Here is a 26,334-nt window from a genome sequence, read left to right as displayed (position 1 = left end):
TCATAGATGACTTCGACACTCGATAAGTTGGGATCGCGCCAAAGAAGTGTTTCACTCGCTGGATAGGTGTTTACCGCAGTTTCTCTCGCGCAAGTAATGCAGCGCGCACGCACAATCAGCGAGACGGAGCCGTCGCGCGATTTTACTTTGAATAAAGCCATGGTTATCTCAATCGTTTTGGGATCATCATTCCGAGCGCCTGTGGTAGTGCCAGCGCCGTCAATGCATAAACCGTAGCGTCAAGTCTGTCTGGTGACTTCTTGGCGGTGGTTGGAACGTATTCCATCATCTGGTTTTCAAGGGTATAAAGATTTCCGCAGTGCGCGACGCGTCCTTGTTCATACAGTGCTGATATTGGCTCAGCGCGTGCAAACTTGCCCTTGTTCGCGTGGACACGGATGATTCGCCCCTTAAACCCTGCATTCTTGAGCGTGTCCTCTGCCATGTCGCCGCCTTGGTTGGTTTCAATGACTATGGAATCAGCATTATGCGTTTCGTAGGCGAATATCGCTTTTTTAGCCCACCCCGCCGGAGAGAACTTACCGCTGTAGTCTGCATCAACACTAAACAGTGATTTGTCGCCTGCGCCGTACGCACTGGCCACAGAAATCCCAGTTTCATCGCTTTCATCGCTGTTTGATGCTTGCGGGTCAATTGCGACGACGGTTCTTGTTCTTTCAAGGTGTATCTGAAGCTCACGTGCTGCCGCGATCATTGCTTCGTTCCAAAGCGCTCCTTCCTCGTTGAACCGGCGAGGCCTTTGCATGTACTGCGCTTCTGCAGTTCTTCGGTGAGAAAACAGCGCAGTCCTGTGCGACTCGTTGTGTTTAAACGGCCAAAGCCATCCATCATCAAGCCCGTGGTCTATTGGTATCGCGTGCGTGTTCTCCGGGTACATAACCTCGTAAGGCAAGCTGTTATCGATAATCACCGGAAGATTCAAGTGATGCCATTCCTCGCCAGATCCGCCACGCAGCAGATAACCGCTAAGGTCGTTGTAGTGAATGCGCTGCATAATCACTATCATTGGCGTGGTTTCTATCGCCAAGCGAGACTTGATGGTTTCGTTAAATCGATTATTTACCCCATCCCTGACAACTTCAGAGAATGCATCATCCGGCTTTACCGGATCGTCGATAATTAGCGCACCCTGCCAACCTGGCTCCATATGTCCAGCACGAAAGCCAGTAACCTGACCAGCAGCGGAAGACGCGTAAACACCGCCGCCGTGCTCATTCCACCACATCGCCTTGCTGTCTGCGTCATCTCGCAAGCTCATCGGCCACATTGCCTGATACGCCTTTGACTTAATCATCCCCCTTGCGGTTGATGAGTTAAGCAGCGCCAGGTTGTGCGAGTAGGACAGGTGCATGAATCGAGCGCGATTGTTAAGCGCTATTCCTCGGCCCATCATATTGATGGTTGCCAGCTCTGTTTTTGTGTACCCGGGCGGAACGTTGATAATCAGGCGGTTAATCTCACCATCGATAACGCGATCAAGCGTTCTTTGAATGACTTCGTGGTGAGGCGCGACAATCATCTTGCCGCCAGTGCGTTGTTTAAAGAAATACCGTGAGAAATAAAGCCCGTCTTCTTCGCACTCTAATTTTCTCGCGTAATTCCTTTGCTCAACAGTCGTCATCCTCCAACATCTCCCGCCGAGCTTGTTTATATTCGTCTTTGCTTAGGGTTAGTGTTTCGATTGGGCCACCGCCAGCACCAGAATGCTCATGCTTCTGTTTGTTCGTATAAGAGTCGCCACACTCTTTTGCGGCCTGTTCTATCAACTGAGCCGTGAGATTGTAGTTTCTCATTGTCTCAGCGCGAGCGGCCATGCGATCAAGCGTTCGCAGTCGATACGCCTTGTTGGCGATCGGGATGTCTGAAATTTCGTTTTGAAACCGATCTCTTGTGACTTCGAACAACTCAACCCATTTTTTCGAAAGCGACTTACCAGCGGCCTTCGTTGGGTCGTATGATTGAATTTGCTGTCTTGTTAGGCTTAATCCGAACTGTTCTTTGACGGACGATGAGACTGTTTCAAGAGAGTCGTAACAAGCCAAGGCTTGCACGATAAAGGCTTTGACCTCGTTGTTCAGTGCAGCCATAAAATTATTACCGTATATGTCAATCTATCGTTTAAGCCAGTTTCATAATGCAGGTTCCGCACGCTCTGGCGATGTTTGCTTTGCCAACCTCTGGGCTTTTGCTCGCAGCCTGAATCATTTCTTTCACATCGCTAGTTGCACCGTAACGCCTTACAACTCCATGGAACTCTTCGACGTCATGGCCTCTAATGCAAAGCTTAGGTAGGCCTTCTTGCGTGAACTTGGGCGCTCCGAACTCATCTAGCTTTTGCGCAATGTGGTAGAGCTCATGTTCAACCAGTGCACAAAAATCAGTGTCTGTGCAAACTGAGCAATAATCCGCAGCGAGTGTGATGATGAATTGCGGGACATGGCCGAACCATTCGACCATCTGCTGCTCTGCTCTGGCCTTTTGCCAGCCGCCGGCGCGAATCATCACCTCTTCACACTGCCCGAGAACATGCCGCCCTTTCTTCTCGAATGTGCTTGATGCCCACATGAATTTGATATCAGCATCGATGAGATGGAAGTGATCTTCGTTGTAGAGCTCGCCGCCTTGACTGAGTATCTGGCTGGATACCCATTCCATCACGTCGTTGGCTGGCTCTATCTTGGTGTAGATATTGAGCTCATCAACCAGCGACGATGGCGGGAGTGGCCTAGCAATGGTCGTCATTTAGAATAATTCTCTGGTCGTTTTTGTATAACACCCGATAGCGCCGAGACTGCACACTATTGAAACTGGAATAAATCTCTGAAAAACACACTCAACGAATGCAGTTTGCAGAATTTTATAAATCGCACACAAGGCGACACCTCACGGCGTGGCCTAATGCACTTCTCGTCTATTTCCGAGCTGCCAAGATAGATCACCCCCCTTTATCAGAAGTGATTGAACGAAAGCCCTTCGGTAGCGAAAGGAAAAGCTCTCAGCGTCTCCATGGGAGATTCTTGAATGAGTTGCCGCGCTTGCGCAGGTTCATGTCTCTGATGTGCTTTTTGTTCTGGTTCTGCTTTTTCACTGATTCACCAGGCATTGGGTTTTGATGTAGTCCTGCAAATATCTGGTCTGTTGCAGGTTCTCCGTCATCATTTGTCGGAGACGTAGATAATCTTGCTGAGCTGCTTCGGTAAGTCGTGCGGCTGTTGCATCGCCCACGCTTCCGGTGCCGGGCTTGTCGGGCATTGCTGCTGGACAATCTGCTTTGACGTACACCCGCTCAGGGCCAGAGCCGAGGCGATCGCGCAGATTATCAATTTCTTCCTGCGCCGCTGTGAGTTCTTCTGCATGCCTTGCCCCGATTTCGTTGAACGATTTGATTTGAGCGATTTGCTTGTTGTTGAGGTCGATGAGTGAATCGCGCTCTGTTGTCATCTGGTTAAGTTCCAGCCTTGCTGACTTGAGTCGTTCACGCTCAACCAAGTAAAGGGTTGCGCTAGTGATAAACAAAAGAGCTAAGACTGCCAGTAGTGTAGATTTCAATTGCGTCAACATTTTCACCGGCGTCCTTCAGTTTAATGTAGTGCCCAAGCCTGACATCGACCGATGTAAACGCAAACTTGCACACCTCTTCCTCAATCTCTCTGCGATTCATGAGGCCTTTCCACTTCTTGCCACCAGCGTAAACCCACCGTCGTAACTCTTCGCAGGCTCCAGTAATCTGCCCTGCGTTTAGCTTTTTCAGCAGTGTCGATCGAGAAAACGCACCAACACCGACGTTGTACGTGAATGAGTAAAGCGCAGCTTTGGTCGATTCCGGAAGCGCAGGCTTGATTAAAGGATCGACACCTCTCTGAACAATCGCCAAGTCTTCTTCGAGAAGCTGATGACACTCTGCCTTGGTATATATTTTTTCTGGAATGATGTCAGAGCCTGTGTGCCCGTAACACACGGTAAGAACGCCAACTACGTCGTAATAGGGTTTGTATTCAACGCCTTCAAACGGCATCACCATTGCAGCCGCGATAGCAAGAGCGGAAGCGCCGGACGCGACCAAGGCTCTAACTGTGCTGCTAATCTTGCCCACTTCCGTAATCCTCGCTGAATCGCTTCTTCTGCCAGTACCAGTTAATCGCCGCAGTGATGATCATACCTATTGCGCCGATGATTACCGTCCACCAGTCCGGAGAGATTCCGGACACCCATGCGAATAACCCGCAAAACCACGCCCACGCATACGACAGAGAACTGGAAATTTTTTCATTCATACGCATACCCACCCCCTGTCGGAGTGCCCTTTATTCTGAAAATTAACTGACGAGAAAAAGAAAAAGCCCAGCGAAAACGCCGGGCTTTGTTTTATTTGATAGCAGCGGGACAGTGCGACCGCCGTAGCTTTGATACTGTCAGACTATGACAAAAAATTCGTAACGAATAGAGCTATTTTGGCTTTTTTATCAATCTGAGCAGAATTTTAGCTTTGCCCCAACCTCTTCTTGAGCAGCCAAAGCCCCTTGAACAAATGTCTCCATCAGCATCAGGGCATTGCGCACTTTCCCCTCAGAACACTTCTTCCTGTCGGCCTTAGTCGCTCGCCGTGCTATTTCGCAGTTGTTCATGCCGTACACGTAACTCAGAATGAAGAATGACATTGGGCGCGGGTTCTTCTCGTCGTACATCTTCATCACGATCTTATCCACGGCCAGCGCGTCGTCATCCGTCAGCGTCTCGAAGTATGGTTTCGCTTCTTCTGGAATCACATTCGACATACCTGGCGCTTCGCGGTACCAATCGCAGTTTGTGTGATTATGTGACCAGCTCCCCCAAGCTCTGAGAATTTTGCGTGTTGTCGATAAGTCTCTCATGCGATCACCATCAGTCCTTTTTCGATTAGCTTTTCCTGAGTCTCTTCAATTCCACGTAGTTTGTCTGCGGCGTATTGCTCACGACCTGCTGAGTCAATAACTGCGTGACAGTTCGAGCATGCGTAAACAATCATGTTGTCTCCGCACTTGATGCCCATACCGCGACGGACGCCAACATGCGCAGCGACAGTTGTTTCAGGATTGAAATTACAGACCCCGACAAGGCGAAGGGTGCAATCTTCGCCACGGGCTGAGTTCATGATTTTACGACTTCTGGCCAGCGTCATTTTTTCAACCTCTCTCCGAATGCTGCTGACGGAACTGTTTCATCAACACACTCCCCACATTTTCGGCAGCGGAAAACACTCATTCCATCAACATCGTATCGTTCAGGATCCAAACCCTCCGGTAACTTTTCATCAGGATAGAAAGGCCGCTTCCCATCTGTCCTTAATGTTCTTCGATGACAGCCAATCTCAACACTGATCGGTTCGCCACAAGTGCAAACATCTTCGATAATATTTCGCATATTCATCTCAAAACCCCATCAGTTGATTGACGGCATTCTCAAGCTGGCGCTTGTCTTCAAATACCGTGCTCAATACTTTGTTCCAGATAACATCAAGAACGCGCGAATAGACTTGCTCAAACTCGTTGTCGTCCATGCTGGCAAAGCTGATTGATTTCGCTTTGACCTTCACGGTTCCGTCGAGGTTATAGGTCACATCCATGAAACCAGCCAAGATGGTGATCTGCTCACGAAATACGTCGAAGTTCTTCACAGCTTTGAATCCTTTCCACTGCTTTTCTGGTGGTGACCAATACTCAAACCCAAGATTTAATAGCGCGAAAAACTTGCGATGAAATTTAGGATTGCGCTTCTTGCTGTATTCGCACTCGATAAGAGATCCGAGCGGAATTTTTTTCATCAGGTCGGAGTCGTCAGTCCCGAGCGGCTTAAAGCCGCCCATGTCTTTAACAAGGTGTAGCGTTGCCATTGCGCCCCCCCCAATCCGATGAAGCCGAAATACGCCGCCGATCGAGAGTCATCGTTACTTGCCCCTGTCCATCCGGTTGCTTTCTCAAACAGAGACTTTTCAGCCTGAGACTTCCAAGCGCTGCTTATGCGGTGCCGAGTGTATCCAATCCCAATATGGTCAAGCATGCGCTCTAATTCCTGCTGAGCTTGCTGAACCATGCCGATAGAACGGTTTACCGCCGTCGCTGCTTTCGCGTTCTTCACGCCGCTTTTGGCAAACCGCGCATTGTTTCCGCACACGTTCTCGATATGTGCGTGAATATGGCCTTCCTTCTTCATTCCGATAAGCAGATCCATGAAGTTCATTAGCGTCATGGATTTGCAGTGGATGAGCTTGCCGTTTTTGTAAACGGCAATGCCTGATTTGTTGGAGTCCGGATCGATTCCGATGGTGTAGTTATTCATAGCACGATTTCCGATATCTATTGGCCATCACAAGAGAGCGTCGGTATTCTGCTTTCTCCCACCATGCGCCAACTGTAGGCCATGAGTAATCCATGGTGTCGAGCAATACGTTCAATAGCGTCAACGAAATAGCGTCTGATATTTTCGATTGCTCTCTTTCGGCTTCTGCAATTGCAATTTCTTTCATTGCGATGAGTCGGTTGTCTACAATTGAATTCACGACAGACACAAACAGATATCCCAATACGACATGCCACCATTGCAGCGCTTCGATTTGCGATTGGTAGTCAGAGAGAAAATGTTCAATCATCTTCACCACCCAAATCAACCACAGTGATAACCAGCGCTTTCCCTTCAAGTAACGCTGTGAAATGACTGGCTTTTGATGCTCCATACATCAATCCAGTGCCAACCAGTGCGGACATGCCAACAATGCAGAATGCGTACAACAGAGCAGACCATAGGGTTTTCAGCGCCTTGTTCATCACTCATCCTCCCACTTATCCGCATCATCGCGCTTTGATTCACCGGAAATGACGTAAAACACATAGGCAACAGCACATGCGATAACGTATGCCGTGACCGTTTTGTATTCGCCCGAAATATCCAGCTTGTTAACAAAGGCACCGATCGTCATAGCAACGACTGCGAACGTGAAAAACAGGGATAGGGTTTTAATCTTGTTCATAGCGCACCTACCAGTTAATTGGTTCGAAACGGATGATTTCGCCATCCTCACCGCGAACAACGAGCAGTTTGATGTCGTAATCTGAATGCTTGTCCAAGCACTTGGCGATCACTCGGCGATTGATTCCCGTCATGCGAGAAGCTTTCGACTGATTGCCGTAGTAGAACGGCATAGCTTCGCTCATTGTCGTGACTTCGATGTTTTTGGTTGGGATGATTGGTTTACCCATTGGTCGTTACCCCTATTTTCTGTAGCTTTGCCATTCGAACGGGATCCATTTCCCGCCGTTGGTTCTCATTCGGTCCATGATTCGGACGCCGAGCACTGAGTTGAGTGATTGGTCGTCCGGATTGTCCGAACCGGCTGGCAAGTTGGTCAGCATGCCAGTTGGTTTAAATCGGCAGATGCGCTGATCGATGATTTGGTTTAGCGTCAGCTTTTCTGCGTCTGAGTTTCGTTGAAGCCCGATTTCGTCCAGTACCAGCAGGTCAAAGCCGATCATGGAGCGAATAAACTGGTCTTCGGTTATCTCGCTGTCCTTCTTGTAGCAAGCGCGAAGTTTCTGCATGAGCTCGTTTACCGTGATGACCAAACAGGAATAGCCCTTGCTCATCAGCTGATTGCAAATTGCTGAGGCCATGTGGTTTTTCCCCGTTCCCGAGTTGCCGCCGAAAATGAACCCTCCCCCGTTGTTTATGTGAAAATTGTCGATGTACCATCTTGCGAATTTCACAGCCTTGGCATGCTCCGGCGTGAGTATTTCAAAGTTCTCAACCGTGCAGCCTTGATGCATTGGCAAGATGCCTGAGCGCCCGACAGTGCGTGATGCGCGGTGTTCTTCAAACTGTTTCTTGAATATCTCCGGCTGTTTCGATTCGTCCTGTTCGCGCAGTCGCTTCAGGTCTTCCCACGAGTATTTGTGGTTGCCAGTTGCTGCGCGGCGCTTGATTTCTTCCAGTCTCGTCACCTGAATTCCTCCCAACCCTTCGGCCCAGTGAAGTCGCTGCCGACATAGTTAACGCCCTGAGGCTTCCCTCGATTCACATTCGCCAGCCATTCAATCTCAAACCCCTGCCATCCACGCTCAACGCAAAGGCCAAGTACATCATCAACGCTCATGCCGAACTGCTTACCAGCGGCCACCAGCTTCGATGCAAGGCGATTGATCACCGTCTGAGTGATCGGGGCGCGTTTTTTGTCTCGCATGGCTTTCCAGTCTTTGAAAATCTGCTCGCTTGGTTCTGAAGGCCAAGCAGAGAAATCCAGCTTTGAACTTTTTGGTTTACTTTTTAAAGGTTCATTGACTGGTTCAATAGAGTGACTGGTTCTGGGTGCATCTCCTGCACTAGGGGGTAGTGCATCTCCTGCACTAGGGTGGTGAATCTCCTGCACTACCCCTAGTGAATCTCCTGCACCACCAAAATTGATGATGTAGATATTCGAAGCATTACCTTTAGCGCCGCCTTTTCTAATCTCCTTGCGAAGTAATCCGGACTTTATCAGTGCGTCAATATGGCTAATCACAGAGCGCTTGCTTATTTCGCACTGATCGGCAATGTACTGATATGAAGGCCAGCACTCGCCTTGGTCATTTGCGTTATCTGCAAGCTTAATGAGCACCAGCTTTCTAAGCGGATTCCCCACTTTGCACTTCATAGCCTTGACCATTAACTCCATGCTCATTGGTCGTTACCCCTACTGCTTTGGGTTTGGAAATACTTCATCAAAAGAACAACCTGCACCGAGCTGATTCAGTGCGTTAACGATGTTCCAGCACTGATTGAAATCGGGAGTCCTACGGCCAGACTCGTAGTGGTAAACCGCTGCGGTCTCCGTGCCGATGATTTCCGCAAGGTCTTTGACTGAAATATTCGCAGCCTCTCTTACCTTTCTAATTTGTTGCATTGTCAAACCTCAGATTTTTTCCGTACCATCAATATACATAACGTATAGATATATAGCAACAGAATGTACAAAATGTGCGTTGATTGATTTTATACATTTTGTACATTGGTTGTTATGAAGATGAATTGGACTGATCTGGTTAAAGCCAGACTAAAAGACGTGGGCATGACCCAAGAAAAACTCGCTGAGCTGGTAGAAGTAACTCCCGGCGGGATGGGGCATTGGTTAAATCAAAGACGAGAGCCGTCACTAACTCAAATCGCTAAAATATTGAGCGTTCTCAACCTCGATACGCTAACTCTGCATTCAGATGGGACACTAGAATATCCAGATGAAGGTTGGTCTAACCTATCAAAGATTGACATTCAACCTACGTACCAGAAATCGTTCCCTGTGCTGAGTTCTGTTCAAGCTGGCGCTTGGACTGAGGCCTGTGAGCCGTACACGCTCAATGAGATAAGCGAATGGTATGAGACGACTGAAAGGACAAGTGAGCGCTGTTTCTGGCTGCGAGTGGAAGGCGACTCAATGACATCCGCTACCGGAGTCAGCTTTCCAGAAGGAACGATGGTCTTGGTTGATACAGAGAGAGATCACCAAAACGGATCGCTTGTTGTTGCTAAGCTTACTGATGTGAATGAGGCGACATTCAAGAAGCTGGTCATCGATGCCGGACAAAAATATCTAAGGCCGCTTAACCCAACCTATCTCCCAATAGCCATTAACGGTAACTGCAAGATTATCGGGGTCGTTGTTGATGCGAAGCTGAAGTTGTTTTAACAATCATAAAAACAGGGATTTTATGAAAAATTTTTTCGTTTTTTTATTACTTTCTATTGTGATTTCCGGCTGCTCTTCAGTACCAAGTGTTACTCAGAGAATGGGGGTTGATTTTCAGGGAGCCGTTTATAATGACATTACGAATCAATATATGCCTCAAATGACATGGGCGAAAATATCATCGCATGATGAGGGCGGTAGAATTGAACTAGTTGAAGTCAGAGTTGATCGATATGGTAGCGGAAGTAATTTTTTATATATAGATCTCGACAATATAGACAGGCACATTGGGGCGGTTGATAAATATCTAAAATGGGAGAAGTTGGCCAGTAAGAGGAGAGAGTTGGTCGATAAGGAAATTGACAAAATACCGTCTAAATACTTGAGCTACAACATCGAATATTCATTTCATAGTGGAAACGAGACTAATCACTTCCTTTCAGTTGATCATGGTACTAGTTTTGCCACAAGGGGCATGTATGCTATCTACTTCGATAGAGAAAACGCCATGAAATACAAGGAAATGCTTGTTAAGTTTAAAAATGGCGAATACCAATTGTCTGGAACCGTCTACCAATAATGGATATAGAATAAAACAGCCTCCCGAGTGAAGGGAGGCTATCTAAATTATAAAATACCTTCAGATACAAACTTTTGGTGAATCCATATTTCACCAGCCGGAGAGAACAAAGCTTGAGGATAACCAACTTCAGTTTGCTTCATTTCACCAAATCCCCTATCAACAAACCACTTTTGAAACGTTCTCCCGCGTTTTACTGATTTGTTGTATACATCAAGATCTTCAAGCTGCTTGTTTAGCCATACAGCAGATTTACCAAACTGCTGAGCAATTTGGGTGGCATTCATTAAAGACTTTCGTTCAACCAAACTCTCTACAAACTTAACTTTTGGAGCTGCTAGTTCAAGTTGTCTCGCTTGATCTGAGGCCAGCTGTAAAGCTTCAGAAAAGGTTTTAGGTAGATGTAGTTGATTGGCCTCTTCAAGCTCTTGCCATCGGTCTACGAGACGAGCCGTAAATTCTGGTGATAGTTGGGCTACGACGATATAACTATCACGCTTGTTTACATTGTATACAGTGAGCGGCCTGCCGCCTTGTGCGCTGGGCTTTTCCTGCGTTGCAGTAAAACCTATTACACCTGAATTTTTCATCCTCTCCATGGAAATCTTCACATTATCGTGACGACTTCCTGTCAACTCCGCAATCTCGCGGCTGCTCATGGTTAGATTTTGGTCGCGTGTTGTTATGTGCATGATCGCACCTCTCATTGGTTGAGTGAATTTTTTTGGCTTCGTTACCTCCAGAAAGTGAACACCGGGCAAATTGGTCGTTTCCCTTATTCAGAATCTGGTTGCCGAAAGGCAGAGATAATCATAGATCAGATCACTGTCTATGCAAACAGGTATGATCAATTTTCGACCATAAGAACCAAAAAGCCCAGCACGAGGCTGGGCTAGATGGGGAGGTGGTAACGACCAAGAAACAACCTCCGAGAGGTAACGACCAATAAATTCACATTTACCAGTCTGTGAGCCGCGACCAAGCAACTCACTCGTCAATATTACTCAAAGGCAGTTGTTATTACAACGCATTGCTTAATCTAAACACTCGCTACGGCGGGTTTTTTATTTCCTTTAATTTGTGAGAATCATCACATTGCGTATATATCGAAAAAATAATGTACATTTTGTATTGACAGTGAAATGTACGATTCGTATATTTGACTCATCGGTTAGCCGATACGCTCTTTAACAACACGAACCATGAACGACTACCCGACTACCCGACTTGTCGGCTAGGTCACTCCGAGTAAACCAGTGACGGAGGACAGAAATTCACTGAAACAGACCTTATTCACCGATGCGGCGACCGGGCAGCGCAACCTATAGATAACGGAAGCGCGCATGCTGGATGGCTTAACCGAGAGGATGACCCGATAAGTGAATAAGCCCCGCCAGTCTCGGCGGTGTGGTAGAGACAGAAAAGAATAACCAATAATCCGAGTTTTCTTGCTGTGATAAGCGGATAGAAAACAAATCTGACTCCGATAAATCGGGCGTGAAGCCGACACGTACAAATGCAAACACTTACTCAGTTGGGAGTAAGTCCAGTAATCACATACAGGTGAAGTGCATTGGCAGTGCGCTGAAAAAGAGCTGGCATCCCGAACTAGGACGACGACATATCTCGGATTATTTTTCGCTCTGGAAACAGAGCCAATTTGAAACGCCTTTGGCTACCCATAGAGCTGATTGACCTCTTGTAATGACGGTCAGAGGCGTTTCAAGTTGAACGGGTTCTTTGGTGAGCTGCTTAATCTTAATTAACGAATCTGGTGTTTTTTATGATGGTGGCAGCTCAACCAAAGCATCTGGACATGCTTGTGCATCAAGACGGGAACGGTGTGTCGCCATGCCAATCCGCGCCAGTTTCACCAGACTGGAAGCTGTAAGCTCAGGTAATAATCCATTCGCCTGAGCCGTAGACGGGCAGCAATAATGCGACGGAATGGGCGAGGCTCTCCTTAACCTCGTGACCATTACGACAGTGGGAAAGACTACGCTTTAAGCGCTGCGCCATGTGAGGTAAATCATGAAAGTTGATTGGAAATATTTCAGCCAAACTGATGGCTACAAATCGCTGAAAGCAGCGTATATGCGTGACGTTAAACAAGCTGGAAACGAAAGGCGACCAATGCGCAGCAAAGAAGAGTTTTATAAGCACTTCCAATGGGTTGTTAATCGCTGCGTTCATTATGCTCACGCACTAAACAAGAAGCCTTGGGAAATATTGGATGAGTGGGAATTGAAGCGCGATCATTGGTGGTTGAACTTCTATCAAGAATCACGACAACCGAAGATTAGACCGACGTCAATATCTCGCAAGCCAATGGGCATTAGAGGCATCAAGAAGCATTACAAAAGTGGTCGCTTTCCAGATTCGAACACGATGGTAAACAAAAGAATAAGCGATCATCTTAAGGACAAGAGAACAAAGAGTCCACGCTGGAGCGCAATGCGCAAAAAGTGGGGGCATTAACCGAGTCTGTAAGTTAGAACCTCGAAGGGAAACGCTCATTTGGACGAACAGGTAGAGCTAAGTAATCCTGTTGTGAGCAAGTACCAGATTGGCTGGGGAAAAGCATCTGAACTCTAATAACGATGTGTAATATCCGCCTTGTGTAGACCGAGTAAACCGATACCAGAACACACCTTCTCGCGCTAACGTGACGACAGTTGTTCTAACAGGGTGCTGGTATCACCATTTTCAAAGCAAACTTAGATAGCTGCCATTTACCGACGTATCGGGTGATGGGGAACGAGAGTTTGCTTTCAAAATACGCCCCGTAAACCAGCACCGACCTTCTAAGTCGGTACGTAAAAAGCTGGAAGGACGTGAGAGGTTCGATTCCTCTACGGGGTGCCACATTCGGGTAACGACCAAACCACCCCGCCACTGTGCGGGGTTTATTTCACCAGATAGAAGGTAACGACAATGAGTCAATGTAATTGCTTTGATGAAATGCTTGAAAAAGTAGAAGTAGCAGTAAAGGAACAGATGAAAGACACGCCTATGGTTAGCGGCTCTCTTAAAGTTGACTGGCAAAATCGCGTGTTCTTTCTTGGCGGAAAGCCATCAGCACCAGTAGCGCTCTATGTGAACACAGAGTATCGACCACTCAAAAAGAGCGGCGAGCCAGCAAAGAACGTGAAGCACCTGCAAAACGGCTTCAAAATGTCTCACTGCCCTTTCTGTGGCAATAAGTACGATAGCGAAGAAACCAAAAACCCCGCATAAGCGGGGTTATCGGGGAGGCGGTAACGACCAAGAAACAACCTCCATGCCGCTAAGCGGCAGAGGTAACGACCAATGAACACTGTCATCAGTCTGCGAGCCGCGACCAAGCAGCTCACACCGAAAGGATACATCAGATGAATATTCTTAGTCTAGTTCCAGAAAGCGAAGAATCCGCATTTAACGCCTACATCGATAACGGTTTAATCCGCATCAAATCAAACCGTGATTTCTGCGGCCTGACGATTTCAGCATTTGTTGACTGGATGTTTGAGCAAGACTTGCCGCGCCGAATGATTGTAGGCCTAGTTCGTGAAGTTATGGCTACACAATTCGATCCATTGATGAGCAGTCACAAGCTCATGCCGCTTGAAAACTTTCAAAGCAACTTTCATGAACTGCTTAACCGGTTTATTCAAGAACACGAGTCGGCGGTAAAAGACGAATATCTCGCTGAAAAAAAACAGCAATTCGAAGATCACTTAGCCACCCTATTTGAAAACCTAAAAATCTCAAACCACTGAGGTAACGACCAATGAGCACAACACTTGATGACGTTCAACGGAAGCTGGCCGAACCGTTCCATCCTGACGAAGTTGAATGGCGAGTTCAGCAAGCCGGATTCCCAGCATCAGGAAACCCTTACTGCATGGTTATCCCATACATTACCAGCCGAGCAGTTCAGAAACGCCTTGATGACGTTTTTGGCGTATTCGGGTGGGAGAACGCATACAAACCAAGCCCTGACGGAAAGGGATATTTGTGCGGTATTACGGTTACTATTGGCGAAAAGAGTGTCACAAAGTGGGACGGCGCCGAATACACAAACATCGAAGCACTAAAGGGTGCCCTATCCGACTCGATGAAACGCGCAGCGGTTCAGCTTGGGATTGGTCGTTACCTCTATCAACTTGACGCCGTATTTGCTGTTTGTGAAGAGGTGAAAACACGGCGTGACGCTGTAAACTTGCACGTTCATTACCCAGACAAGCGCAACAAGCAAAACGCCAGATACATTTCTTGGTGCACTCCCGATCTTCCGCCATGGGCAGTGCCTCAAAAAGATTACACGCCTTTCCTCAGTGCAATCCAATCATCTGAAACGATGAACGACTTAAGAGCCGCATTCAAAAACGCATACCAAGCAGCCCAAGTGAATCGGGATGACGATTTTGAGTCACAAGCCATAAAGGCCAAGGACAAACGCAAAGAAGAAATTGCAGCAAACCTGACTCAGTATCGAGATGGAAAGATTACTGAGCTAACAACTTGGGTTACCAACGAAGCAAAAATGTTTGCTGAGCTTCCAACGGAAAGCACGATCAATAATTTCTCTTTGAAGATAAGGAACGAGCTTACCCAAAAAACCAGCCAGTTTGACTTTGATTGCAAGCAAGCATTCGACGAACTGGATCGCCTAACAAAAGAACGAATTGCAAAAGTGAAATCCAAGAGGTAGCGACCAATGAACACAGAACTAATCACCATTGAACAGATTGAATCAATGAAGCCAAATAAGGCCATTGAGGTTTTAAGCGACTACGGCAACATTGAGCACATCATTGAAGAAGTGCAGAAGTTGGCATTGTCTCACATTCCAGACGTTTCGACAGACAAAGGTCGAAAAGAGATCGGAAGCGTGGCCAACAAGGTGTCTCGCTCAAAAACGTTTCTAACGAAATGTTGTGATGACGCAGTCAAAGAGTACAAAGACAAGATCAGCAAGGTTAATGAGACCAAAAAAACCATCACAGAGAAGCTTGACGTAACCCGTGATGAAGTTCTGCAACCTCGAAAAGAGTGGCAGGAAGAACAAGACCGCATCGAGCAAGAGCGAAAGGACGAAATCAACTTGCGCATCCAGAACATTCGCCAGCTTGGTCAATTTTCTGAAACTGACTCAGTTGAAGAATGCTCAAGCAAAATTGAAGCGCTGGAAGCCATGGATGTTTCGTCTGGCTTCGATGAGTTCGCTCAAGACGCCGCGACAGCAATCAAAGACGCAATCAAAGCACTTAACGATCGCGTCATCTTCTTGGTTCAGGAAGAACAGCGTAAAAAGCAAGAAGCCCAGCTATTAGAGATTAAACAGTCCCAAGAGATTGATAATCGACTGAACAAGCTTCAAATGATCCCACTGAACCTCATGGGCAAATCGTCAGCAGAGATTGAGGCCAAAATTTCAAGTCTTGAAAGTTTCGACATCAACGAGAGCGAATTTAAGGACCGCACAGAAGAGGCAAAGGAAAAGGTAAAGGTTGTCATTTCTCAGCTTTCTGTAATGTCCAGCCAAGCGAAGCAGCTTGAAGCAATCAGCAAGCCGGAGTCAACTCAAGCGCCGGAACCCCAATCGGTAAAAACTCAGCCGTCACGAATTGAAACAGCTCGCCAAGTCATGGCCGAAGCTGAATCGGCACCGGTGAAAGCCTTCCAGCCAGAAGCAGAACAAACCATCACGATTGCAAAGTCAGAATACGACGAGCTATTGCGTAAATCTGACTTGCTTGATGCTCTTTACGCAGCTGGTGTTGATAACTGGGACGGATACAGCGAAGCGATGAAAATGATCGCTGAATAACAACAGGGGCTTCGGCCCCTCTTTAGTAGGTAACGACCATGGTCCAAGGTGAATATTATTTACACGAAAACGGAAGCTTGATTTACAAGCCTCACGGTGGAGTTCAAGCAAATAGCTCATTCGTTAAACGCGTATGGGACGCGACACTGATCGGCAGAACGCCTCATGAGTTTGTTGGATGGCTAAAAGAAGCATTCAACGCCGGAGCAAAGCGAACTGAAATTGAACGATGCGCTAATGCAAACAACCTTTCTCAATACGTTAGCGATTGGGAAAAGAAAGTTTTTAACGAAGGTAACGACCAATAAAAACAATCACATTCTACGACACAGAAACAACAGGCCTACCGAACTGGAAAGTCCCTAGCGATGACGAAAGTCAGCCGCATATCGTTCAGCTTGGTGCCATCGTCTGCAACGCAGAAACGCGCGAAATCATCAAGGAAATTGACGTAATTGTTAAGCCTGACGGCTGGACTATTCCTGATGAAGTTGCTGCGATCCACGGCATCACTACTGAAATTGCTCTTGAGAAAGGCATTCCGGAAACAGATGCGATCAAGATGCTGCTTGATGAGTGCTGCGGTATCGGCGAGCGCGTTGCTCATAACCGAACATTCGACCAGCGCATTGTCCGTATTGGATTGAAACGCCACGGTTTCAGCGAAGAGAAAATGGATATGTGGGCCGACAAAGACGACCATCACGACACCATGCTTCTCGCTAAGCCCATCATGAAGATGGAGCCAAAAAACCGCTACGGCTACAAAAGTCCAAAGCTAGAAGAAGCCTATGAGCACTTCACTGGTAAGAAATTAGAAAACGCTCACACCGCCATGGCAGATGCTCGTGCGTGCATGGAGGTGTATTGGGCAATTAAAGATCTGGATGGCAACGATGAGCAATGAAGACATTATCGCCAACCTGACCAAAAAGCTCAGCCAATCAGAAGGTGATAAAGCGGAACTCGTTTCCGCTCTCAAATCTCTGCTGAATGGCACCCTATCCCGCAATGCAGTATCCAACGCGAGAAAAGTACTGGAGAAATACAGCCATGAATAAGAAAACTATCAACTTCACTGCTGACAAAGTGACTCATCAAGGCGTTGAAGTTTCAGCCGAAGGCGTTCCGGTTGAGGACATCGTTAAGTCTATCAACGAATACGACGCCGCCGAGCATATGAATACTGGGCTCCTGCTTGGTGCCATCGGGAAAGATACGGTGACGGCTTGGCTGGAAAGTCAGGGCTATCAGGTAATTTAACGGGCGCATTCAGCGCCTTTTCTTTTTGAGGTAACGACCATGACTAACGAAGAAATCGCCAATGCAGTTGATGGCGTTATGGCGCTGCGTCCGAAATCTGGCGAGATTGTTTCAGCATCAGATCGCCGCCGGATTGATGTTGCAAGACGCCGACGCCAGGCGGAAAACGCAATCGAAGATTCAAAACTTGATCGCGGAGAACTCGAAACGCATCCGGTTCATTACTTCCACAATACTGACGCAACGAAAGGCGGAAGAAAGAACCCGCAGTTTAATCAGCGCGGGAGAGAGTGAGAATGAACCAATACGCCAAAGCTCTGATTGAAACTCAGAGCCAAGAATCACACCAGTTGAAGCAAATAGGCGACCAGTGGCAAACACCAAAAGCGCTCGCGTGGGGGTTGTTTAGCTACTTCTCGCCACGCCTTGGTTCAATCGTTCTCGATATCTTTGCTGACGATTGCAACGCCCTGCTTCCTAACTATTACACCGCAAGCGATAACGCCTTAGCGCAAGACCTTGCGGCCGACCTTAAGCGCATTGGCGGAAGCGCTGCATTTGGTAACCCTCCCTACTCCCGACCATTCATGGATGATGAGCAGTACATCACTGGCATGACGCACATCATTGAATGGTGCATAAAACAGCGCGACCAAGGCGCAAAAATCATGCTGTTGATTAAAGCGGCCACATCTGAGAAATGGTTTACGGACAAAGCTGACTTTATCCAGTACATCGAAGGCCGAGTCGCGTTTGAAGCGCCGGACTGGTACAAGCCAGCGACTGACAAAGATAAACCAAGCTCTGCCGGATTCCCTTCGGCTGTGATGATTTTTGACTGTGAATGGCAGTGGGAACGACGCCCTGTTGAGCGCCTGAGTCGTGACGACTTATTGGCACAGGGTAACGTTATGTTGGAAATGATGAATAAGCAGGTGACGGCATGAAGATTTACTGCTGTAACTGCGAGCGAGATATCGAAGCTCGACTAACGGACGGTTCCGAGATTTACCCACACCGATCTGACCTTTACGACCTTCCATTTTGGAAATGTGATAGCTGCGGACATTGCGTTGGGTGCCACCACAAGACATCCGACAGAACCAAGCCGCTTGGGGTTATCCCATCGCCAGCGATAAAAGATAAGCGCCAGCAAATACACAAGCTAATTGATCCGATATGGCAAACAGGCCGAGTTCGTCGCGGTGACATCTACAAGATGCTGCGCGAGTCTCTTGGTCGTGAATATCACACGGCACACATCAAAACGACCGAAGAAGCAGATCGGATTATCGACAAGGTGAAAGAAATTCGCCAATCAGTAGGGATGATTACGCTATGACCAAAAAACAAGTTGCGTGGACGGTAACTGACGATTCCACGCCAAAAGCATGTGTCGTTTTTCACCATCACGGATTGGCCGCGCGCCGCCTTGGTTCCTGTGAACTCGGTGAAGATTTCGAAGATCTTGAATGCAAACGCTCGCCAGAATTCGACCACTTCGCGGAAGCTGGAAAGGTTCCAACTCAGGCGCTATTAGATGCTGGCTGGTGGTTTGAATGCCATCATTGCGGAAAGCGGATTCCAGATGAAGATTTTCGACCAATGGAAAATCTCGTTATTGATGGCGATCGCGTGTACTGCAATGAAAAGTGCAAGTGCGGACACGACAAAGAAGTTTCTGACCGGAACCATAAGTTCGAGCTATTCAAGGACAAAGTAAAATCATTGCGACCTGATTTGGAATTCACCGAGTTTCAGGGCGGACATCCTTGGATAACGAACGTAGCGAAATTCACCTTTCCCGGCGCCAAATACGGCGGAAGCGCAAGAGATCATAAAGGCGATGGAAACATTGAATTCTTTATTGCTGGTGGCGATATGGATGCTTGGGACCAATACGAAGAACAAAGAAAAGGCAAGACGCTATGACAACACCACTATCAGACATGCGCGGCTGTAAGTCGCTGCATGAATACGCCTCCATGCTTGAGCGCGAAAACAACCTTCTTAAATCGAAACGCGCAGAGTTGCGTGAATACTTGGAAGGTATGTCTAACGCAGCGCGTGAGAACGGCGCTATGGCGCATTCAATTGCGATTGATGAGGCTATTGATCATCTTCATGACAATGGTTTTCTCGATTGCGGCGATGAAGAAACCAAGCCAATGCAAGCGGTAAGCGAAGCGGCAATCGCTTGGCTTTTTGACAATCATCCTGAAATTTATGCGGGGTTCTATGAGCGAATCTAATCCATACTCAACAGAAGGTTACATGACCTACATCGTAGAAAGAAATGGCAATGACCTTCCATTTAACCCAAAGCTGATCGCAAATGGAAAGGAAGTGAAAATTGTTGCCGCATCAATCTATCACGAAAACAACGTCACTCGGCGCCTTTCGCACTTGCTTGGCAAAATCCTGTGGGATCATGATGAATGCATCAATGCAGAATATCTGAATAAGATCGGGTTCTCTCGTGAAGATGCCAGTCAGCTCTCAATGCAGATAGACGGCCTTGAAAACATCAATCCACCTCACAGGTGGGAAAATGAATAGTAAGCAAGCATACCGACCAAAGGGCAGCATGTGCGCAGCATGCAAAAGCCTGAACTCTCAATTCAAACACACCTGCCCTTTCCCGTCCGAATTTAAAACCATGCCTCAAATCGGCAAAGACAGCGATGGAATGATCGTTGTTCGTTGCACTGGATTTGAGCGAACTTAGAAGGTAACGACCCATGTTCCCGAAAAACATCATCATCTATCGCGTTAACCGCGACATCAAATTCGACCCTGCCACGCTTGAGCAACAACTGGCCGAATTCAATCTAACGCCATGCGGTAGTCAGGACAAGCAGAAGTTCGGCTGGGTATCGGCGCTTCCGGCTTGTGAAATGTTCACGCATGTATGCGGTGACCGAATTCTAATCCGCGCAGGCAAAGAGGAAAAGATACTTCCGACACCCTGCATCAAAAAACTGGTCAATGAGCGCGTTGCAGTGATGGAAGCGGAAGAAGGTCGGCCGCTTAAGAAGCGCGAAAATGACGACATTCGCGATGAAGTGGTTATGGATAAGTTGCCAACCGCATTTGTCCGCGAATCGTTCACAAGCGTGATTATCTATCCTGAAAGTGGCTTTATCGTTGTTGATGCATCCAGCCACAAGAAAGCCGAAGATGTTCTTGCTCTGCTGCGCAAAACGATGGGTAGCCTGCCAGTGGTTCCGCTCATTCCGCAAGTGGCGGTTGAAACCACTCTCACTGAATGGGTGAAGTCTGGCGAAGTTCCGGCCGGATACACCGTCGGCAATATCGCAGAACTGAAATCCATCCTTGATGATGGCGGCACGGTTAAACTCAAAAACGAAGAGTTAACCTCTGATGCAGTCCACCAGCACATCGAAGAAAACAAGGTGATCACCGCGCTTGAATTAAACTGGCAGGATCGAATCAATTTCGTCCTGAAAGACTCCATGCAAATCGCGCGCGTATCGTTCTGTGATGAGCTTCTTGACCAAAACGAAGATATCCCACGAGAAGACCGCGCCGCGCGTCTGGATGCTGATTTTGCGCTTGCATCCGGTGAAGTACTGGCGTTTATCAATTCGCTTGTTGATGTGCTTGGCGGAATTGGTTCTGTAGATGATGAGATTGAGCAATCCGAACAGCGTTTGCACAAGAAAGATGCCGCTATGCTCGAACAGGCTATCGAATTCGTCAAAGAAACCCGCCGAGCCTCGGTGTCAGCGCTGCAACGCAAATTCAAGATCGGATACAACCAAGCGGCGAGATTCATGGATGCTATGGAATCGATGGGCGTGGTTTCAAAGCCCGGCCACAATGGTGTTCGAGAAGTTCTGCAAATGTAACGACCACGGGCGCTGTATGCGCCCTTTGTTTTGAGGTAATGGCCGATGAGTGATTTAAAACCGTGTCCGTTTTGTGGTGGTGAGGCAGTCCATTGTAGAACAGCAAAAGCGTACCATGTTTACTGCTCTAATTGCGGCGCAGACGTAATGCGATCCACATTATCAGCGATGACAACGAGTCAGATTAACAGGATTAAGATTGAGGCTTTCGAGAAGTGGAATGCCAGAGCAGGCGGCGTTCAACCAACCACCATCACTAAGCAACGTGATGAGTTGGTAAAATTGTTTGAAGGCCTTGAGCGAGTAACCGACATCTGGCTTCCTTCCCATGTTGATAATGAACACATCGGTGAAGCTGAGTGTTTGCACAGATTTCGAAATGAATATCTTGCTCTTCTGTCGGAGATCGACAAACAAAAAAGCTCAAATTAAACCAATCAAACATAGGGCTCTTCGGCGTCCTTTTTATCGGAGGCGAAATGGCAACCTACGTTTCACTCAAAGAATGGGCCCAAAGTAAATTTGGATACGTGCCTACTCCTGCAACGCTTTCACTGTACGCACGAAACGGCCAGATATACCCTAAGCCCGTTAAGTTCGGCGGTCGGTGGCGAGTTGATCCAGAGGCTCAATTTCTGGAACTGCAACCGGCCAATCATGACATATCAAATCCATTGCTGGGGAGGATCTTAAATGGCGGCTAGGCCAAGAAAGTACAAGCAGCATGTCGCAAACCTATACCAAAAAACAGACAAGCGGAACGGCAAGACCTATTTCACATACAAGCACCCGTTGACCGGGAAAATGATTGGCCTCGGGTGCGACAGAGATAAGGCATTTGAAGCGGCGAGACAGGCGAATATCTTGATCGCAGAACAGAAGCTTGAACAGCTCAACTTTACAATTCAGCAGAACCCGAAAGCGGTTAAGGTTGTCGGCCTGTCGGCTAAGTCATGGGTTTCCCGGTACCAGAAAATTCAGCAGGAACGCGCAAAGTCTGGCGAACTGACAGAATCGACGTTGAAAAACAAAAACTACCTGGCGCAGATGTTTGCCGATCGGTTCGGTAACCGCGGCATAAAGGACATATCGACCAAGGACATTGTTGATGTTATCGACGCTTACAAATCAGAAGGTAAATCGGCGATGGCATCGAATATCAAAAGCCTATGGGTTGACCTGTACAAAGAGGCCCAGTACGCAGGAGAAGTTGAACCGGGCTTTAACCCTGCCATTCACACGCGAAACATCAAACTCACTCCACAGCGCCAACGAGTGAGCGAATCTGACTTGATTGAGCTGATGGATACCGACCTGTTCAAGTCTCGGCACTATCTGCGCATGGCGGTTAAGCTGGCCATAACAACGGGATTGCGCCGGGCTGACATTGCCGATCTGAAATTCAGTGACGTGAAAGGCGATCACCTGTTCGTATCGCTCAAAAAGTCAGTAGGTAAAACGAAGCTGGCCTTCCCTCTTACGTTGACTAATCCGTTTCTTGGGCAGTCGCTTGGGGAAATCATCAAGGAATGCCGATCAAGTCGGATAGTGTCGAAGCACATGGTGCACTCATCGGAGAACGTCGGGCGTGCGAAACGTGGCGATCAGATATCGCTATCAACGCTGAGTAAGTCATTCATGGAAGCAAAGCGGGGGTGCAGCAAGTCAGTGGCTGAATCGTCTTTTTCGTTTCATGAGCTACGTTCATTTGCCGAGCGAACTTATCGAGATGCTGGCTACGACACTAAGGTGATACTCGGCCACAAACACCAAGCGATGACCGACAAGTACAATGACGATCGCTCGGATAGTTACACGTACATCGTGGCACCAAAAGCGGCGAATTAACGCGCAGTTTTGGGGAAGTATTTTGGGGAGATTTTGGGGAAGAAAATAACCGTTTTTAAATCAATCAGTTAAAACAAAGCTACATTGTGAGCCACAAGGTATGTATCGGTCGCGGCATCGTTGTCGATGTTGACCATCTTGATTTGAAACTGTGCGTAACGATCTAGTACCGCTTCAATTTTGTCGATCAGTGGCACAACCACATCTTCACGATAACGGACAGAGGCGTCCAGCAGGCCCTGTTCGGTCAGCGTGAACAGTTGTGGCAGCGCATCGGTCAACTGACCATGCAATAAGGTCACTTCCTTCAAGATGTTTCTGGAATCTTCATTACTCGCCAACTGCGACATTTTTAGCTCAGCGGCGTCGTAATCTTTAATGATCGCTTTCATGCGCGTTTGAATTGCACTTTGCTGCGCCTGAGTTTTAGCATCAGAAAGCTCACTCACCGCAACTTGGGTTCGTAAAATACCACGACGCAAATCGGCTACCGTCGCAACGGCAGGCATGCGTTGTAATGTCAGTTGATCTGTTGAGTCGTTGAGACGAGAAAGCTGAGAAACCGAGAATAACCCCAATATCAGCGTACAAGCACCTAGCACACCAAACGCCAAGGCACTTCTTAATCCGATGCGAATGTTTCTGATCATATATTCCCTTACAAAAGTCAGTTAAGCGAAGGCGCGGTGCACGCCTTCTAAAACCGAGTTTATAAAGGAATTTTTTGGGGAATCTTTTGCGCAAACCACACTTCATGAAAGATACATACGTTTCATAATGAAACTTCGTTTCACCTCACAAATTGTGTGGATTATCAATAGCCTTTAGCCCTTGTATTCCAAGGCTTGAAGCACGCCAAAAGGGATTGAAGCGCGAGATCGCAGTGTTACTGTCACACCTCACGGAACAGGTCTTATCACCCTATCAAATGGATGCTAAACACCACATTAGCGCGAGCCATTATTCCCCAATAGAGGCAAGCGCGCCATCATGGTTTTCAGCGCCAAAGCATCCCATGGTAGATGTTCTGCGATACCTAACCCCACCACATCAGCCACCCCCGCCATGTCTGTCAATGCGTCAATCACTTGTGTCATGCTCAGTTTGCCTTTCGCCACGCCATCGAATAACGCCGGATCATCAGCCACGTTGGAGAACAGCAACGCACGGAACAAATTCGGATCAAGCACATCCAAATCCAAGTGAATGGCAAGATGCTTCGCGCCCGTTGAACGGAACCAATCAACCAACGGCTGGCTCCCCTCTGCTTGCAGTTGCTGCGGAGAAACATTCGCTAAGCCCAACGCGTTCATTTGTTGCGCTTCCCAACTGGTCGGCTCATTGACCCCCAAATAGCAAACATTGCGAGCGTTCACCGGTTTTGCCACGTAACTACAAAATTGAGCGTCGCCGAGGCCAAGCAGGTTGCCCAGTACCATCGCATGCGCATGACTGAACTGCGCCGGCGTCATGATGTCGGGATGCGCATCGACCCACAAAATGGCTAAATCGCCCTGATATTTCTCGTTCAGGTAGGCAAATGGGGCCAAGTCGACCAAGCAATCACCGCCCAGCACAACAATGCGCTCGGGTTGATGGCGCTGGATTTTTGCTTGAGCATCTTCGAGTTGTTGGATCAGTTGCGGCCGTGCCAGCACCCCATCCACCACTGCCAGCGTTTGGCCTTGCGGCAACGCCACGTCGACAGTTTCAACCGGCCCGTCATGTTGTGGCGCTAACCAATTTAACAACTGCGCGCCCAAGAAATAGGGTTCGTTGTTGCCCCCTTGCCACTGTGGAAAAATTAGTCTCAACGTATTGGATTGGCTCATTTTGACTCCTTGCATAAATATGAAAGCCACACGCGCTGTTTGTTTTTGCGGAGATGAACGTCACGATTTGGCAAAAGCTGCGTGCGGTGCGATACAAGGAATTATGCAAGCGCTGCGGGGGCGTGCGTTATTCTGAGCCGGACAACCGATGTGCTGATACGGACAATTTAGGCGGCTGAATCACGCATTTGTGAGGGCGTCATGCCGTATTTTTCCTTAAACAGTTTGTTGAAATGAGGCAGATTTGAAAATCCCTGCTGATAGGCAATATCGCTGATGGCCATCTCTTGATGGGTAAGCAACATACGACGACACGCTTTTAATCGTTGCAGCCAAACCCAGCGCATCACCGACGTATTCTGCTTGGCAAACAAGCGACTGAGCGTGCGCGCCGACATGTGCAAATGGCTTGAAATCGATACGACACTCAACGCGGGATCGCCCAACTGCTGCTCAATATAATGCTGCGCAAGTGCCAAATTATTTCGCTTGTCGCGTTGCACCAATGCGCTGGCGTCACCCGACGCGGCCTGAAACGCCGTGCCCAGCATCATCAAAATGGCGCGCAACATTTGATCACCAAACACCTCTTCTTGCTCTTCGGTCAACCAAGCCTGTTCAAGCATGGCGGCCACAAACGAGACCAACGGCGCGTCCCGCTTTAAGGTGACATTCAACCATGCCTCACAATCCTTGATGTGCTCACGCACCAGGGCGTGCGGCACGGAAATGACAATCTGGTTGTCACCTTGAGGGAACGTGTAACGAAATGGCTGATGATTGTCGTACATCACGATATCACCCGCGTGCTGCTCTGATGTCACGCCAGCTTGCGTCAAGCGTGCCAACGGACACAGTGATAAACAGATGAAATAATCGTCGCTGTATTCGACGTCGTCCATCTCGCCATATTCAATCGGTGTCGAACGAATGCGCGAGATCAAAGCGCTGCGCCCTAAGCTTTTAACATCTAGCTCGCCATGGAACGCCTCCTCAGACAACATTCGGTTGTGGGTGGGCGAGGCAAAGGTTCGTTCCACGTTGTGTTGCCAGTAGGCAAACCCTTCTTGTGCTCTCACATCTTGTGTCGAAAAACTTCTGCCCACGTGCGATTCCTTCCCCTTATCCTGTGTGCTGTCGATAATACCTTAAGCCGCACGCGAACCAAACGATGGTCCTACTCGTGCGATATGCCAGTGTGTCTCATCGTTCCATCGACCTACGCGGCGCAAAGCAGGTTGGCGCTCATGCTGCGAGGCGACATATTGACAACATATTTGTCTGCATTCATCAATTCACGCAGAAAATCACGTCAAATCTGTGCTCGTCATGGGTTTATATAAATTCATGAAATGTTCAATTTACAGCGTATTTCACTATCTTCAAGCCCAATCCCCCACCACAAAACGATGCCCGAC

Annotated in this window: 42 protein-coding genes, 1 tRNA gene and 1 pseudogene; 23 read left to right on the top strand and 21 right to left on the bottom strand. The window is 48.0% G+C overall.

Going from position 1 to position 26,334, the window contains the following annotated elements:
• Window positions 1-163 precede the first annotated feature (163 nt).
• From ACS18Q_RS17130 to ACS18Q_RS17050, 17 genes are all read right to left on the bottom strand, one after another.
• A complete protein-coding gene (locus tag ACS18Q_RS17130) occupies window positions 164-1,642 on the bottom strand; it encodes a phage terminase large subunit family protein (protein ID WP_432594195.1) in 1,479 nt (492 codons plus the stop codon).
• Window positions 1,629-2,108: a DUF2280 domain-containing protein gene (locus ACS18Q_RS17125; protein WP_441258065.1), complete on the bottom strand. Its 480-nt coding sequence runs from the start codon at window positions 2,106-2,108 to the stop codon at window positions 1,629-1,631. The genes ACS18Q_RS17130 and ACS18Q_RS17125 overlap by 14 nt, the downstream gene beginning before the upstream one ends.
• A 31-nt stretch (window positions 2,109-2,139) precedes the next feature.
• Entirely contained in the window at window positions 2,140-2,763 is a 624-nt protein-coding gene (locus ACS18Q_RS17120; RefSeq protein WP_441258064.1) for a putative metallopeptidase, read from the bottom strand.
• A gap of 342 nt (window positions 2,764-3,105) precedes the next feature.
• Window positions 3,106-3,462, bottom strand: a complete 357-nt coding sequence (locus tag ACS18Q_RS17115) for a lysis protein (protein ID WP_441258063.1) — start codon at window positions 3,460-3,462, stop codon at window positions 3,106-3,108.
• A gap of 61 nt (window positions 3,463-3,523) precedes the next feature.
• On the bottom strand, window positions 3,524-4,114 hold the full coding sequence (locus tag ACS18Q_RS17110; protein WP_441258062.1) for a lysozyme: 591 nt from the start codon (window positions 4,112-4,114) through the stop codon (window positions 3,524-3,526).
• Window positions 4,101-4,295, bottom strand: a complete 195-nt coding sequence (locus ACS18Q_RS17105) for an HP1 family phage holin (RefSeq protein ID WP_441258212.1) — start codon at window positions 4,293-4,295, stop codon at window positions 4,101-4,103. The genes ACS18Q_RS17110 and ACS18Q_RS17105 overlap by 14 nt, the downstream gene beginning before the upstream one ends.
• Before the next feature lie 189 nt (window positions 4,296-4,484).
• Entirely contained in the window at window positions 4,485-4,892 is a 408-nt protein-coding gene (locus ACS18Q_RS17100; RefSeq protein WP_441258061.1) for an antiterminator Q family protein, read from the bottom strand.
• Window positions 4,889-5,179: a nuclease domain-containing protein gene (locus tag ACS18Q_RS17095; protein ID WP_441258060.1), complete on the bottom strand. Its 291-nt coding sequence runs from the start codon at window positions 5,177-5,179 to the stop codon at window positions 4,889-4,891. Before ACS18Q_RS17095 ends, ACS18Q_RS17100 begins: the two co-directional genes overlap by 4 nt.
• Window positions 5,180-5,428: 249 nt before the next feature.
• Window positions 5,429-5,863, bottom strand: coding sequence for a DUF1367 family protein (locus ACS18Q_RS17090; protein ID WP_441258211.1), 435 nt, complete (start codon window positions 5,861-5,863; stop codon window positions 5,429-5,431).
• Window positions 5,821-6,336 (bottom strand): hypothetical protein, encoded by a 516-nt coding sequence (locus ACS18Q_RS17085; RefSeq protein WP_441258059.1) that lies wholly within the window; start codon window positions 6,334-6,336, stop codon window positions 5,821-5,823. Before ACS18Q_RS17085 ends, ACS18Q_RS17090 begins: the two co-directional genes overlap by 43 nt.
• The gene (locus ACS18Q_RS17080; RefSeq protein ID WP_441258058.1) at window positions 6,329-6,646 is read right to left on the bottom strand and encodes a hypothetical protein; all 318 of its coding nucleotides are present in this window, start codon (window positions 6,644-6,646) and stop codon (window positions 6,329-6,331) included. The genes ACS18Q_RS17085 and ACS18Q_RS17080 overlap by 8 nt, the downstream gene beginning before the upstream one ends.
• On the bottom strand, window positions 6,639-6,821 hold the full coding sequence (locus ACS18Q_RS17075) for a hypothetical protein (protein ID WP_441258057.1): 183 nt from the start codon (window positions 6,819-6,821) through the stop codon (window positions 6,639-6,641). Before ACS18Q_RS17075 ends, ACS18Q_RS17080 begins: the two co-directional genes overlap by 8 nt.
• A complete protein-coding gene (locus ACS18Q_RS17070) occupies window positions 6,821-7,024 on the bottom strand; it encodes a hypothetical protein (RefSeq protein ID WP_238770979.1) in 204 nt (67 codons plus the stop codon). Before ACS18Q_RS17070 ends, ACS18Q_RS17075 begins: the two co-directional genes overlap by 1 nt.
• Before the next feature lie 7 nt (window positions 7,025-7,031).
• Entirely contained in the window at window positions 7,032-7,253 is a 222-nt protein-coding gene (locus ACS18Q_RS17065) for a hypothetical protein (RefSeq protein WP_441258056.1), read from the bottom strand.
• 12 nt (window positions 7,254-7,265) lie between these two features.
• The gene (locus ACS18Q_RS17060) at window positions 7,266-7,991 is read right to left on the bottom strand and encodes an ATP-binding protein (RefSeq protein ID WP_441258055.1); all 726 of its coding nucleotides are present in this window, start codon (window positions 7,989-7,991) and stop codon (window positions 7,266-7,268) included.
• Complete coding sequence (locus tag ACS18Q_RS17055; protein WP_441258054.1) at window positions 7,988-8,707, bottom strand: helix-turn-helix domain-containing protein; 720 nt, start codon at window positions 8,705-8,707, stop codon at window positions 7,988-7,990. Before ACS18Q_RS17055 ends, ACS18Q_RS17060 begins: the two co-directional genes overlap by 4 nt.
• 12 nt (window positions 8,708-8,719) lie before the next feature.
• Window positions 8,720-8,929: a helix-turn-helix transcriptional regulator gene (locus ACS18Q_RS17050; protein WP_158142205.1), complete on the bottom strand. Its 210-nt coding sequence runs from the start codon at window positions 8,927-8,929 to the stop codon at window positions 8,720-8,722.
• Window positions 8,930-9,043: 114 nt separating this feature from the next.
• Here ACS18Q_RS17050 and ACS18Q_RS17045 point away from each other — a divergent pair, with 114 nt between their 5' ends.
• The gene (locus ACS18Q_RS17045) at window positions 9,044-9,709 is read left to right on the top strand and encodes a LexA family protein (protein ID WP_238770985.1); all 666 of its coding nucleotides are present in this window, start codon (window positions 9,044-9,046) and stop codon (window positions 9,707-9,709) included.
• Between the two features lie 22 nt (window positions 9,710-9,731).
• Entirely contained in the window at window positions 9,732-10,289 is a 558-nt protein-coding gene (locus tag ACS18Q_RS17040) for a hypothetical protein (RefSeq protein WP_441258053.1), read from the top strand.
• A gap of 47 nt (window positions 10,290-10,336) precedes the next feature.
• Here ACS18Q_RS17040 and ACS18Q_RS17035 read toward each other — a convergent pair whose 3' ends face one another.
• Entirely contained in the window at window positions 10,337-10,981 is a 645-nt protein-coding gene (locus ACS18Q_RS17035; RefSeq protein WP_441258052.1) for a Rha family transcriptional regulator, read from the bottom strand.
• A 1,339-nt stretch (window positions 10,982-12,320) separates the two neighbouring features.
• Here ACS18Q_RS17035 and ACS18Q_RS17030 point away from each other — a divergent pair.
• From ACS18Q_RS17030 to ACS18Q_RS16930, 21 genes and pseudogenes are all read left to right on the top strand, one after another.
• Entirely contained in the window at window positions 12,321-12,767 is a 447-nt protein-coding gene (locus tag ACS18Q_RS17030) for a hypothetical protein (protein WP_441258051.1), read from the top strand.
• Window positions 12,768-13,069: 302 nt separating this feature from the next.
• Window positions 13,070-13,154: transfer RNA gene (locus ACS18Q_RS17025), tRNA-OTHER, on the top strand.
• Window positions 13,155-13,223: 69 nt separating this feature from the next.
• The gene (locus ACS18Q_RS17020) at window positions 13,224-13,526 is read left to right on the top strand and encodes a hypothetical protein (protein ID WP_441258050.1); all 303 of its coding nucleotides are present in this window, start codon (window positions 13,224-13,226) and stop codon (window positions 13,524-13,526) included.
• Window positions 13,527-13,660: 134 nt separating this feature from the next.
• Window positions 13,661-14,047 (top strand): hypothetical protein, encoded by a 387-nt coding sequence (locus ACS18Q_RS17015; RefSeq protein ID WP_441258049.1) that lies wholly within the window; start codon window positions 13,661-13,663, stop codon window positions 14,045-14,047.
• An 11-nt stretch (window positions 14,048-14,058) separates the two neighbouring features.
• Window positions 14,059-14,982 carry a Rad52/Rad22 family DNA repair protein gene (locus ACS18Q_RS17010; RefSeq protein WP_441258048.1) on the top strand — a complete coding sequence of 308 codons (924 nt, stop codon included), beginning with the start codon at window positions 14,059-14,061 and terminating at the stop codon, window positions 14,980-14,982.
• A gap of 6 nt (window positions 14,983-14,988) precedes the next feature.
• Window positions 14,989-16,101, top strand: coding sequence for a hypothetical protein (locus ACS18Q_RS17005; RefSeq protein ID WP_441258047.1), 1,113 nt, complete (start codon window positions 14,989-14,991; stop codon window positions 16,099-16,101).
• A 38-nt stretch (window positions 16,102-16,139) separates the two neighbouring features.
• Window positions 16,140-16,409 (top strand): hypothetical protein, encoded by a 270-nt coding sequence (locus tag ACS18Q_RS17000; protein WP_441258046.1) that lies wholly within the window; start codon window positions 16,140-16,142, stop codon window positions 16,407-16,409.
• The gene (locus ACS18Q_RS16995; protein WP_441258210.1) at window positions 16,406-17,008 is read left to right on the top strand and encodes a 3'-5' exonuclease; all 603 of its coding nucleotides are present in this window, start codon (window positions 16,406-16,408) and stop codon (window positions 17,006-17,008) included. Before ACS18Q_RS17000 ends, ACS18Q_RS16995 begins: the two co-directional genes overlap by 4 nt.
• Window positions 16,998-17,162 carry a hypothetical protein gene (locus tag ACS18Q_RS16990; protein WP_441258045.1) on the top strand — a complete coding sequence of 55 codons (165 nt, stop codon included), beginning with the start codon at window positions 16,998-17,000 and terminating at the stop codon, window positions 17,160-17,162. The genes ACS18Q_RS16995 and ACS18Q_RS16990 overlap by 11 nt, the downstream gene beginning before the upstream one ends.
• Window positions 17,155-17,364: a hypothetical protein gene (locus ACS18Q_RS16985; RefSeq protein WP_441258044.1), complete on the top strand. Its 210-nt coding sequence runs from the start codon at window positions 17,155-17,157 to the stop codon at window positions 17,362-17,364. The genes ACS18Q_RS16990 and ACS18Q_RS16985 overlap by 8 nt, the downstream gene beginning before the upstream one ends.
• A gap of 39 nt (window positions 17,365-17,403) precedes the next feature.
• On the top strand, window positions 17,404-17,658 hold the full coding sequence (locus ACS18Q_RS16980) for a hypothetical protein (RefSeq protein WP_254413758.1): 255 nt from the start codon (window positions 17,404-17,406) through the stop codon (window positions 17,656-17,658).
• A 2-nt stretch (window positions 17,659-17,660) separates the two neighbouring features.
• Complete coding sequence (locus tag ACS18Q_RS16975; RefSeq protein WP_441258043.1) at window positions 17,661-18,311, top strand: phage N-6-adenine-methyltransferase; 651 nt, start codon at window positions 17,661-17,663, stop codon at window positions 18,309-18,311.
• A complete protein-coding gene (locus ACS18Q_RS16970) occupies window positions 18,308-18,706 on the top strand; it encodes a zinc-finger-containing protein (RefSeq protein ID WP_441258042.1) in 399 nt (132 codons plus the stop codon). Before ACS18Q_RS16975 ends, ACS18Q_RS16970 begins: the two co-directional genes overlap by 4 nt.
• Window positions 18,703-19,296 carry a hypothetical protein gene (locus ACS18Q_RS16965; protein ID WP_441258041.1) on the top strand — a complete coding sequence of 198 codons (594 nt, stop codon included), beginning with the start codon at window positions 18,703-18,705 and terminating at the stop codon, window positions 19,294-19,296. Before ACS18Q_RS16970 ends, ACS18Q_RS16965 begins: the two co-directional genes overlap by 4 nt.
• The gene (locus ACS18Q_RS16960) at window positions 19,293-19,616 is read left to right on the top strand and encodes a hypothetical protein (RefSeq protein WP_441258040.1); all 324 of its coding nucleotides are present in this window, start codon (window positions 19,293-19,295) and stop codon (window positions 19,614-19,616) included. Before ACS18Q_RS16965 ends, ACS18Q_RS16960 begins: the two co-directional genes overlap by 4 nt.
• 22 nt (window positions 19,617-19,638) lie before the next feature.
• Window positions 19,639-19,923, top strand: coding sequence for a hypothetical protein (locus ACS18Q_RS16955; protein ID WP_441258039.1), 285 nt, complete (start codon window positions 19,639-19,641; stop codon window positions 19,921-19,923).
• 182 nt (window positions 19,924-20,105) lie between these two features.
• Window positions 20,106-20,999: pseudogene (gene rdgC, locus ACS18Q_RS16950) on the top strand (recombination-associated protein RdgC); the annotation flags it as partial.
• 60 nt (window positions 21,000-21,059) lie between these two features.
• The gene (locus ACS18Q_RS16945; protein ID WP_238779872.1) at window positions 21,060-21,236 is read left to right on the top strand and encodes a DNA translocase FtsK; all 177 of its coding nucleotides are present in this window, start codon (window positions 21,060-21,062) and stop codon (window positions 21,234-21,236) included.
• A gap of 45 nt (window positions 21,237-21,281) precedes the next feature.
• The gene (locus ACS18Q_RS16940; protein WP_441258038.1) at window positions 21,282-21,668 is read left to right on the top strand and encodes a Lar family restriction alleviation protein; all 387 of its coding nucleotides are present in this window, start codon (window positions 21,282-21,284) and stop codon (window positions 21,666-21,668) included.
• A gap of 47 nt (window positions 21,669-21,715) precedes the next feature.
• The gene (locus ACS18Q_RS16935; RefSeq protein ID WP_441258037.1) at window positions 21,716-21,940 is read left to right on the top strand and encodes an excisionase; all 225 of its coding nucleotides are present in this window, start codon (window positions 21,716-21,718) and stop codon (window positions 21,938-21,940) included.
• Entirely contained in the window at window positions 21,930-23,084 is a 1,155-nt protein-coding gene (locus tag ACS18Q_RS16930; protein WP_441258036.1) for a phage integrase Arm DNA-binding domain-containing protein, read from the top strand. Before ACS18Q_RS16935 ends, ACS18Q_RS16930 begins: the two co-directional genes overlap by 11 nt.
• A 68-nt stretch (window positions 23,085-23,152) precedes the next feature.
• Here the strand turns inward: ACS18Q_RS16930 and ACS18Q_RS16925 are convergent, their stop codons facing one another.
• The 3 genes from ACS18Q_RS16925 to ACS18Q_RS16915 all read right to left on the bottom strand — a co-directional run bounded on the left by ACS18Q_RS16925 (window position 23,153) and on the right by ACS18Q_RS16915 (window position 26,022).
• Window positions 23,153-23,734, bottom strand: a complete 582-nt coding sequence (locus ACS18Q_RS16925; protein WP_238771021.1) for an MCP four helix bundle domain-containing protein — start codon at window positions 23,732-23,734, stop codon at window positions 23,153-23,155.
• 297 nt (window positions 23,735-24,031) lie between these two features.
• Window positions 24,032-24,916 (bottom strand): arginase family protein, encoded by an 885-nt coding sequence (locus tag ACS18Q_RS16920; RefSeq protein WP_172562902.1) that lies wholly within the window; start codon window positions 24,914-24,916, stop codon window positions 24,032-24,034.
• Between the two features lie 167 nt (window positions 24,917-25,083).
• Window positions 25,084-26,022: a helix-turn-helix domain-containing protein gene (locus ACS18Q_RS16915; protein WP_143679400.1), complete on the bottom strand. Its 939-nt coding sequence runs from the start codon at window positions 26,020-26,022 to the stop codon at window positions 25,084-25,086.
• Window positions 26,023-26,334: the final 312 nt, after the last annotated feature.

Origin of the sequence: Vibrio sp. Vf1514 (genome assembly GCF_052076135.1) — a bacterium.
In the GTDB taxonomy this organism is placed as follows: Bacteria; Pseudomonadota; Gammaproteobacteria; order Enterobacterales; family Vibrionaceae; genus Vibrio; species Vibrio furnissii.
This window is presented reverse-complemented; position numbering and strand designations above follow the sequence as displayed.